Consider the following 9,407-nt stretch of genomic DNA (forward strand, 5'->3'; position numbering starts at 1 on the left):
CGCTTCTGTACGGTCGAGTGTCAAGGCTCTTGAGATCGTCGGGCGCCGCACATCGATCGTCGGGCGCGTCGGCGAATACGCGGAGGTGAGCGATGGCGTCGTCAGGGACCGGACCCCGCCGGGTGACGATCGACGATGTGGCCCGGAGCGCGGGAGTGTCCCGGCAGACCGTGTCGCGGGCGCTCAACGACAAGGACGACATCGGCGTCTCCACCAAGCAGCGCGTCCTCGACGCCGCCCTCGCGCTGGGGTACCGGCCGAGCCGGTTCGCCCGGGGCCTCGTCCGGCAGGACACGATCAGCGTCGGCCTGGTGATCCCCGATCTGCTCAACCCGTTCTTCACCGAGGTCGCCGCCGCCGCGCTGGACGCGGCGCGGGCCCGCGGCTGGCACGTCGTCGTGTACGACACCGGCGACCGCATGGAGGAGGAGCGGGGCACGCTGGAGGTCATCGCCTCGCAGGTCGACGCCGTGGTGGGCTATCTGAGCCTGCCCGAGGACGAGATCGACAAGCTGACCCGAGGGCTCCCCGTGGTGCTCATCGACCGGGAGCACTCCACCGAGCGGTTCCGTTCTATCCGGATCGACGGCGAGGCGGGCGTGCACGCCGCGATCAGACACCTTGCCGACTCGGGGCACTCGCGCATCGGCATGCTCGACCACGCGGGCCGGTCCGAGCCGAGTGTGCGCCACGACTGGTTCACCGGCGCGATGTCCGCCTGCGGACTGGACGCCGGAGCGGTGAGCCGCGCCGACCAGAGCGTCGAAGGCGGTGAGAGCGCACTGCGGGACCTGCTCGCCGCACACCCCGACGTGACCGCCCTGTTCACGTTCAACGACATCATCGGCATCGGCGCGCTGCGCGCCGCCCGCCGCCTCGGCCGGGAGGTTCCCCGGGATCTCGCGGTCATCGGCTTCGACGGCCTCCGGCTCGGCGCGCTCGTGGAACCTCCGCTGTCCACCGTGGCCCTGGACACCCGCGGGCTCGGCGCCCTCGCCGTCGAACAGGCGGCCCGCCTGCTGACCGGAGCGGGCTCGCTCACCCGGGACGAACTGGTGGTCGGGTCGGAGCTGCGGCTGCGTGAATCGGCGTAGGGGACAACGGGGAAGTGCCGGTTTCGCCTTCCGCGAGATCGTCCGTGAGATACGCGAATTCCCTTTCCCCTTTCGCTTTGGCGAATCGTGTAAGTGACAACCAGGCCGGGTGTACCCCCCCACACGCGCTTCTTACTCCCGCCGAGAAAAACCCGGAAACAACCCGGACGCGAGATACCGCTGGAGCCTCAACTCCCTTACTCTGACGTCGCGTCAATCAACCGGCCCGGCATCGGCCGGAAGTGCACCACAAGGAGCCCAGCCGTCTTCGTGCGGCCCGGACAAGGGAGATCCAGAATGGTCAAGCACTACATCAAGTACGCGTACAGCACCCTCACCGCCGCGATGTTCGCCAGCATGGTCTGACGGATCGGCCCCGGCCTGGACCGGGACATCACCCCCGGTCCAGGCATCAGGAGGTCTCCTTGTTCGGCACCGCGCTCAGTCAGCTCCGCTACGGTTCGGCGATCCTGCGCAACCGTCCGATCCGCCCCCGGGACCTGGAGCGCATCGCCCGGGACCTGGTCGCGACCCTGGCCGAGTTCGGCGAACCGGGAGCGGACTCCGCTCTGCTGCCCGGCCAGGCCGGCGCCGTCGACCCCGCCGTCCGGCGCACCGTCACCGAACGCAGCCTCCGCGCCACCGCACGCGCCGCCGCCCGCCACACCGCCCACTACCGGCGGGTCTTCGACGAGCGGGGGCTCGACCCGCTCACGCTCACACCCGAGACATGGGACCAGGTGCCGGTCACCTCCAAGGCGGCGCTGCGCGGTCTGCCGGCCGCCTTCGTGTCCACCGCTTCCACACCCGCGCTGATGGCGCTGACCACGGGGACCAGCGGCACCCCCACCACCGTCTGGTATTCGCGGGCGGAAGTGGAGATCTCGGTGGCCATGAGCACGGTGTCCGCCGTACTCGGCATGGGACTGCGCCCCCACCACACCATGGCGTACGCGGGCTGCTCCCGGGCAACCCTGCCACTGCTCAACGTGGAGGAGTCGGTCACGCGGATCGGCGCCTCGTTCGTCCAGATCGGCACCGTGGACCCGGCGGTGGCCCTGGACCGGCTCGCCACCCCGCTCGGACTGCGCGGCAAGGCCCCGCAGATCACCCACCTGACCGTCTCCGCGTCCTACCTCTCCGCCCTCGTGGAAGAGGCGGAGCGCGGCGGATGGCAGCCCTCCGACTTCGGCCTGGAGTCCATCGGCGTCGGCGGGGAGGTGCTGTCCGAGCCGCTGCGGGACCGGGCGGCAGCCGCCCTGGGCGCCCGCATCACCACCTCGTACATGATGACCGAGACCGTGCCGTCCGGCGGTACGCCGTGCGACGAGGGGCATCTGCACCACACGAGCGAGTTCGGGCACCTGGAAATACTCGACCCGGTGACACATCTGCCGACATCACCCGGAGCCGTCGGCATCATCGTCCAGACACCGTACGTCCCCTACCGCGACTGCACCCTGCTGCTGCGCTACGCCACCGGCGACCTCGTGGAACTCCCCGAGACTGCCCCGACGTGCGAACTGGCCCACCTGCCGGCCACCTCACCCATCCTCGGCCGCTGGTCCGGCCCGCTGAGCCGCACCGTCCCCACCCGGTCGGTGCTGAACCTGCTGGAGGCGGAGCCCGCCGTCCCCCTGCCCGCGCGGTACGCGTTGGTCGAAGAGGCGCGCGGCCCCCGGCTCCACGTCCTGGTCCGGCGGCCACAGGACACCACTCTGCTCAGCCGGCTGGAGGACCGGGCCACCGAGGCCGGCCTTCCCCTGGAGGGAATCGTGCTCCACGACGACCCGGCGGGACTGCCACCGACCGGACCGGTCCGCGCCGATCTGCGCGAGCACACCTTCGAGTCGGCCCGCCCGGCCGCCGTACGCGTCGCGAGCCCCGCGTGAACACCGCCGCCCTGGTGGGCCTCAACGCCTGCGTCGCCGCGATCACCGCGGCGGGGGCCGCCTACTTCGGCCGGGTCCGTATGCCGCGCCCACCGGTCGGCAAGTACGAACTCCCCGACATCGCGGTGGTGTTCGTCGTGGTGGTCGCCGCGCCCCTGGTGTATTTGGTGATGCCACGCGTGGCGGTATCCGTCGTCTTCGGACTGGTCCTCTGCGCCGCGCTCCAGTTCACTCTCGCGCCGCTGCTCGGCGGCGGGCGCGCCTCGGCCGTCGCCCTGGCCGCGGTCGCGGTCACCGCGGCATTCGCGTTCGCGGACCGCACGATCACCGTGATGGTGCTCACCGATGTCCTGCTCGCCGTCGCCGTGGTGGGGGTGGCCAACATGTGGGCGCAGAGCGGTATGCGCTCGTCCCACGCGGCGTGGTTCGCCGGAGCGCTCGCCTGCTACGACCTGGTGGCCACCGGCCTCACCTCCGTCATGGACCGGTTCGCCGCCCAGGTGATGGGCCTGCCGTTCGCCCCTTTGCTGGCCGTCACCCGGACCGATCCGCCGGTCGCGCTCGGCCTGGGGGACCTGCTGCTCCTAGTGCTCTTCCCGCTCGTGGCCGTCAAAGCCTTCGGGCGGGCCGCCGGACTGCTCGCGGCCGTGGTGGGTCTGGCGGTGTCGTGCGTCGTCAGCCTCCTGTTCGCGCAGGGTGTGCTGACGGGGGCGTTCCCACTCCTGACAGCCCTGGGGCCGCTGATCGTGGTGCAACACCTGCTGTGGACACGGGCACGCGGCGGCGAACGGACCTCCGCCGAATGGCGCGCGGGAACGCCACGCGCCGCGGCGGCCACCGCTTCGCCGGAGCCCGACCCGGCGCTGCTCGGAGCCCTCGAACCTGCCGACACACAGGGCCTGCGGGCCGAGGCGTCCGACGGCGACTGGCTCGCCGTCCTCGACGGCCGGGTGGTGGGGTACGGAACGTCGCCCGGCCAGGCCCGCAGGGACGCCGGCCGCCGCGGCTGCGAGGAAGTGCCTGTGGTGCGGCAGAACTGAGCGGGGTGGGGGCCGAGGGCCGAGTGTTGAGGCGGGCGGCGGTTCCGTCTGGGCGGGGCGCGTGTGGCAGGGTGGCGCCCTGTCGGCCTGAAACGTCGATACGACGGCATGTTGAACAGTTGACCTGAACGTGGATACCGCGTGGGCGCCCGGAGGGACCGCGCGCAGAGCGAGGGAGCAAGAGCCGGGACATGGTCGCCTTCCACTCCTCCGCCCTGGCCGGAGTCGCCGCCAACCCGGCCCTTCCCCCACCGCTGCTCCTGCGGCTGATCGCTTTCGACGGCGGAGGCCATGGCCCGCCGTTCCAGGTCCTGCACCGGTCGGGGCTGCCCGAGTCGGCGGTGGCCGCTGTGCTCACCCACCCGGTCGTGGACGTACGCGTCCAGTTCGCGATGAGCGGCCAGGCGGATGCCCGGCAGCGGGCCCGGCTCGCGGACGACCCCTCGCCCGAGGTGCGGGCCGCCGTCGCCCACGGGCCCGAGTGGACCCACGATCCCCGGACGAAGGTCCCGCCGCTGCCGGACGCCGTGTGCGGGCGTCTCCTGGAAGACCCCGAACCCGCCGTACGGAGCGCCCTGTTGTGGTCGCCCCACTTGGCGCCCTCCTTCCTCGCCTCCCTGGTCCGGCATCCCGATGCGGCCGCACGACGCGCGGCCCTTCGCGTCTGGGACGACGTGACGGCGGACGGGCGTGCCACGCTCCTCGACGACCCCGACCCCGAGGTACGGCGGTCCGCCGCGCTGTGCGCGTGCCCTGACGACGCGCGGCTCACGGCGGCGCTGCTGCGTGACACCACCGCCGCGCCCCTGCCGGAGGTGCTGCGGCGAGGACTCCTCGACCGTACGGACGCCGAGCGGTTCCTCGCCGAAGGCGTCCATCTGGTCGAACTCGCCGGAAATCCGTCCCTCCCGGACGACCTCGTGGACCGTCTCGCCGTCGACCCCGACGACGACGTGCGGCTCGCCGTATCGCTCCGGCCCGAGCTGACCGAGGCGCGGCGCGCCGCGATCGACGTCACGGTGGACCCGTACGCACGAGATGACGTGGACTGGGTGGCGGCCGGTATCGCCGATCAGGACGTGCTGCGCCGGGCCGCGACCTCCGCCCATCCTCTGCTGCGCCGCGCCGCGGCCCGCAGTCCTCATCTACCCCCCGATCTCCTGGGGCTTCTGGCCGGAGACGCGGATGCCGAGGACGCGGATGCTGCGGATACGGATGCCGCGGACACGGACGTCGCGGACCCGGACGCCGAAGTCACGGACGTCGTCGTGCGCACCCACCTGGCCGTGTACCACCCCGACACCCCGGAGGAGGTGCTGATGAGTGTGTACGCACGGCTCGGCGGGACGTTCTCCGCCTGGATGGCGACCGGCCACCGCCGCTTCCCCCGCGAAGGGCTCGCCGCCCGCTTCGCGGACCACCCGAAGGGGAGCTACCGGCAGTTGGCGGTCCGCGACCCCGCCGCCGGCCCCGATCTGATCGAGCGGCTCAGCCACGACCCGGAACTCAGGACGCGCCAGGCGGCGGCCCGGGACCCGCGCCTGCCACTCCCACGGCTCCTGGAAGCTCTCACCGTGCCCGAGTTGGCCTCCAGCGCGGGTGCGAACCCGGCTCTTCCGCCAGATGAGATGGCCCGGGTCATGGACGAGGCCGGGGTGCCTGCCGTTTCGGACCGGTGAAGTGCACGCGTTTATTCGTGTGCCGTGCCAACGGCGGACGTGCAGACTCGGCCCATGGCGGACATGAGGGCGTTCCAGGATGCGGTCACCCACTGGGCGACCGGCGGTCCCGACGGGCCGGCGCGCGAGCTGGCGGAAAGCCTGGGGACACGGACCGCGGTGCTTCTGGAAGGGCTGAGCGATCTCGCGGCCGTCGAGGCGTTGGCCGCGCGGCGCGGCCGGGACCTGGCCGCCGAGGGAGTGTGCGTCGTGTCGATGGGCGGAGCGATGAGCGTCGGCCGCTATGCCGGCCTCCTCGGGCCACCCGGCCTCGGCCTGCGCCTGACAGGACTCTGCGACGTGGGCGAACTGGGCTTCTACGAACGCGGCCTGGCGCGGGCGCGGGCACCGCTCCAGGACATCTACGTATGCGATGCGGACCTGGAGGACGAACTCGTCCGGGCGCTCGGCACGGCAGGAGTCGAGGAGATCTTCCGCACCGAGGGCGACCTCCGCGCCTGGCAGACCTTCCAGCGCCAGCCCGCACAGCACGGCCGCCCCCGGCATCAGCAGCTACGGCGCTTCCTCGGTACGAAGAAGGGCCGCAAGATCCGCTACGGCCGTCTCCTCGTCGAGGCCCTCGCACCGGAGCGGACACCTCCCCCGCTCGACGGCCTCTTCGCGAGCCTGTGAGGTGGTGACGGCCGGGCTGCCGGCTGCGGTCGTGGGCGACGGTGCGCGACAACGCGCGGCAGTGCGCGACGGTGGACGAACGCGGGGCGACACATAACCGGTTGACCGGGTGACGTCGGCTGGGCAGGCTCCGTACGACCCGCCCCGCCTGCCCCTACCGGGAGACCTCCGGATGACTTCTCACCTGCACGCGCTCTGCTTCGACGCGCACGACCCGCCCCGTCTCGCACGCTTCTGGGCGGACTTTCTGTCCTGGGAGACATCCGAGGATTCCTTTGAGGGCTCATCCGGCGGCATCACGCTGCTGCCCAGCGACGACACCGGATTCCGGCTCCGCTTCCTCCCGACCCAGGAGCGGAGGACGGGCCGGAACCACATGCACTTCGATCTGACAAGCAAGTCCCTCGACGACCAGGAGCAGGTGGTGGAGAGGGCGCTCGAACTCGGCGCCCGGCACATCGACGTCGGTCAACGCCCTGAGGAGGGGCACGTGGTGCTCGCCGACCCCGAGGGCAATGAGTTCTGCGTCATCGAACCGGGCAATAGCTTCCTCGCCGAGTGCGGATTCATCGGAGCACTGGCGGGCGACGGTTCGCAGGAGGCCGGCTACTTCTGGAGCCGGGCGCTGGGCTGGCCGCTGGTCTGGGACCAGGACGAGGAGACCGCGATCCGCTCACCGCACGGCGGTCCGAAGGTCACGTGGGGTGGCCCACCTCTGATGCCGAAGACGGGCAAGGAGCGACTGCACTTCGACCTCGCTCCACCGGTCGGCAGCGACCAGCAGGCGGAGGTCGACCGGCTGGTCTCCCTCGGGGCGACGCGCATCGACATCGGCCAGGGCGACGTCGACTGGGTGGTGATGGCCGACCCCGACGGTCACGAGTTCTGTGTACTGACGAGTACTGACCAGTACTGACCCCGAGGGGACGACCGGGTGCGGGCGCCGGATTCGGGGGAGGCGACGGCACCGTCCCCGGCGTATTTTGGGGGTCATGGGTGGCACTGGGTCCAGATTGTTCTCGGGGCTCTCGCGCCCGGTCCACATGAAGCTGGCGATAGCCCTCTTCTGCCTGTTCGCACTGCTGGTCTTCGACTTGTTGACGAGCCCGGAGATTCGGATCGGCGGACTGTTGGTAGCCGTACCGGCACTCTCGGCCGCCTTTCTGCCGCCGGGGTACGTCCTTGTCGTCGTGGTCGCGACAATCCCCAGCGTGGCCATCGCGGCAGCCCACAACAACCAGATCAACGTCGCGAACTTCCCCGTCCAGATGACCACCGTGGCGCTGATCAGCATCGCGTCCGTGGTGTCGGCCGCGATACGGCAACGGCGTGAACGCGAATTGGCTCAGTCACGCTGGGTGGCCGAGACCGCACAGAGCCTGTTGCTGCGGCCTCTTCCTCGCAGGCTCGGCCCCTTGATGATCTCTTCCGTCTATATCGCGGCCGAGGAGGGGGCGAGCATCGGCGGCGATGTGTACGCCGCGGTTTCCACCGGCCGCGGCGTCCGTGTCCTGCTCGGCGATGTGCAGGGCAAAGGGCTGGCCGCGGTCGAAATGGTCGGCTACCTCCTGCGCGCATTCCGACACGCGGCCAAGAACGGCACATCACTGGCGGAGCTGCCCGACTTCCTCGATCGCAGTCTTCGCGAGGACCTCATCGACGCGCAGGAGGCCGAAGCCGACGGTGCCCGGGACTCCGTCGCCGTACGCCGCGCGTTGGAGGGGTTCGTCACCGCGGTGATCGTGGAACTCCTCGACGGGGAAGAGGTGGTCCGGATCGCGAACCGGGGCCACCCGCCGCCGCTGCTCATCCACCAGGGCGGCGTCGTGCGGCTCGAACCGGGGGAGCCCGCCCTGCCACTGGGGCTCGGCGATCTGTACGGGGGCACGCAGCACGTGGACACGTACGATCTGGCGTTCGGCGACACACTCCTGCTGTACACGGACGGCGTGATCGAGGCGCGGAACGCGTCCGGCGGCTTCTACCCGCTGGAAGACCGGCTCACCCAGTGGACCTCGTGCGGTTCGGACGAGGTACTGAACGCCGTGCAGGCCGATCCGCTGAGGCATGTGGGCACCCGGCTCGTCGACGATGCCGCGATGGTCACCTTGCAGCGATGGGCATGACGGACAGTCGCGCCGTCCTTGAGGACGACCTACGCGTCGATCCGCGCGGCGCCCCGATGTCGAGCCGACGCGATGTCAGGTGAGGGCGGAGTATCCCTGGCTCACGATGCGTTTCGCGGCCTCGTCGTAGACGCCCGGGTCGGTCGGGATGTCGGTGTCGAGGCAGGTGACATACCGGTTGAACAGGCAGAACGACGCGGCGATGAGGACGGTGTCGTGGATTTCCTCGTCGGTCGCGCCTTCCTCACGCGCTGCGGCGACCAACTCGGGCGGGAGTGCTTCCACTTCGCCGCGAACGTGGCCGGCGATCCGTAACAGCGCCCGAATCCGGGGCGCGATCGGCGCCTTGTCGATGTCGTGCAGGACGGCTTCGACCAGGTCATGGCCGCCTTCCAACTGGGCGGCGGCGAAGGCGCCGTGGGAGCCGGCGCAGAACGGTGTCCTGTTGAGGTCCGAGGTGTATGCCGCGATCAGCTCGCGTTCCCCGCGGCCGAGCGTCAGAGGGCCGCGCAGCAGGACCTCGGCCAGGTGGTTCAGCGGGGCGGCGGTGTCGGGGCGGTTCCGCATGAGCCCGCTGATGCCGGGCAGGTCGTTGTCGAGGCTGATATGGGCCATGGCGGGGTCCTCCGGGGCTCGTGCGCCGGCTGCGAATGGTCGATGTCATCGTCCGCCATGCCCATGGCGGCGGCCCACTCGCGGATTGCTCTCTCTGCGCGTCGTCCAGCCGGATCGAGCCGCTCGTGGACGACCGACGCAGACGTCGTTCTCCGTGACGCATACCTGAGTCTGAGCCGAACTCACCACACAGAGCTAGACGAGTCATTCCTATGTGATCAGTGGTCGTAGGCGATCAAGGATCGTGTGACCGGCTGGCCGGTCTTGTGGTTGTGCCAGATCGCGGCGG

General features: G+C 70.8%; 8 protein-coding genes. 7 read left to right on the top strand and 1 reads right to left on the bottom strand.

Going from position 1 to position 9,407, the window contains the following annotated elements; genetic code table 11:
- Positions 1-92: 92 nt before the first annotated feature.
- The 7 genes from ACIQNU_RS43455 (at position 93) to ACIQNU_RS43485 (ending at position 8,503) form a co-directional block, all read left to right on the top strand.
- Positions 93-1,094: a LacI family DNA-binding transcriptional regulator gene (locus ACIQNU_RS43455; protein WP_401378184.1), complete on the top strand. Its 1,002-nt coding sequence runs from the start codon at positions 93-95 to the stop codon at positions 1,092-1,094.
- Between the two features lie 425 nt (positions 1,095-1,519).
- Positions 1,520-2,986: a phenylacetate--CoA ligase family protein gene (locus tag ACIQNU_RS43460; protein WP_401378187.1), complete on the top strand. Its 1,467-nt coding sequence runs from the start codon at positions 1,520-1,522 to the stop codon at positions 2,984-2,986.
- Positions 2,983-4,026 carry a hypothetical protein gene (locus tag ACIQNU_RS43465; RefSeq protein WP_401378189.1) on the top strand — a complete coding sequence of 348 codons (1,044 nt, stop codon included), beginning with the start codon at positions 2,983-2,985 and terminating at the stop codon, positions 4,024-4,026. Before ACIQNU_RS43460 ends, ACIQNU_RS43465 begins: the two co-directional genes overlap by 4 nt.
- Before the next feature lie 191 nt (positions 4,027-4,217).
- Positions 4,218-5,705, top strand: a complete 1,488-nt coding sequence (locus ACIQNU_RS43470) for a Mucin-2 (RefSeq protein ID WP_401378192.1) — start codon at positions 4,218-4,220, stop codon at positions 5,703-5,705.
- A gap of 54 nt (positions 5,706-5,759) precedes the next feature.
- Complete coding sequence (locus tag ACIQNU_RS43475) at positions 5,760-6,377, top strand: TOPRIM nucleotidyl transferase/hydrolase domain-containing protein (RefSeq protein WP_401378194.1); 618 nt, start codon at positions 5,760-5,762, stop codon at positions 6,375-6,377.
- Positions 6,378-6,549: 172 nt separating this feature from the next.
- Positions 6,550-7,293 carry a VOC family protein gene (locus ACIQNU_RS43480; protein ID WP_401378196.1) on the top strand — a complete coding sequence of 248 codons (744 nt, stop codon included), beginning with the start codon at positions 6,550-6,552 and terminating at the stop codon, positions 7,291-7,293.
- Positions 7,294-7,369: 76 nt separating this feature from the next.
- Positions 7,370-8,503, top strand: coding sequence for a PP2C family protein-serine/threonine phosphatase (locus ACIQNU_RS43485; protein ID WP_401378197.1), 1,134 nt, complete (start codon positions 7,370-7,372; stop codon positions 8,501-8,503).
- A gap of 75 nt (positions 8,504-8,578) precedes the next feature.
- On the opposite strand, the gene ACIQNU_RS43490 is transcribed toward ACIQNU_RS43485, so the two are convergent.
- Positions 8,579-9,118: a carboxymuconolactone decarboxylase family protein gene (locus ACIQNU_RS43490; RefSeq protein WP_401378200.1), complete on the bottom strand. Its 540-nt coding sequence runs from the start codon at positions 9,116-9,118 to the stop codon at positions 8,579-8,581.
- Positions 9,119-9,407 lie beyond the last annotated feature (289 nt).

Source organism: Streptomyces sp. NPDC091292 (assembly GCF_044757265.1).
Taxonomy (GTDB): Bacteria; Actinomycetota; Actinomycetes; order Streptomycetales; family Streptomycetaceae; genus Streptomyces.

What these genes read in the sequence shown, in the direction of transcription:
- ACIQNU_RS43480 (WP_401378196.1), top strand. Translation starts at nt 6,550, where the DNA reads ATGACTTCTCACCTGCACGCGCTCTGCTTCGACGCGCACGACCCGCCC.
- ACIQNU_RS43455 (WP_401378184.1), top strand. Translation starts at nt 93, where the DNA reads ATGGCGTCGTCAGGGACCGGACCCCGCCGGGTGACGATCGACGATGTG.
- ACIQNU_RS43475 (WP_401378194.1), top strand. Translation starts at nt 5,760, where the DNA reads ATGGCGGACATGAGGGCGTTCCAGGATGCGGTCACCCACTGGGCGACC.
- ACIQNU_RS43470 (WP_401378192.1), top strand. Translation starts at nt 4,218, where the DNA reads ATGGTCGCCTTCCACTCCTCCGCCCTGGCCGGAGTCGCCGCCAACCCG.
- ACIQNU_RS43485 (WP_401378197.1), top strand. Translation starts at nt 7,370, where the DNA reads ATGGGTGGCACTGGGTCCAGATTGTTCTCGGGGCTCTCGCGCCCGGTC.
- ACIQNU_RS43490 (WP_401378200.1), bottom strand. Translation starts at nt 9,118, where the DNA reads ATGGCCCATATCAGCCTCGACAACGACCTGCCCGGCATCAGCGGGCTC.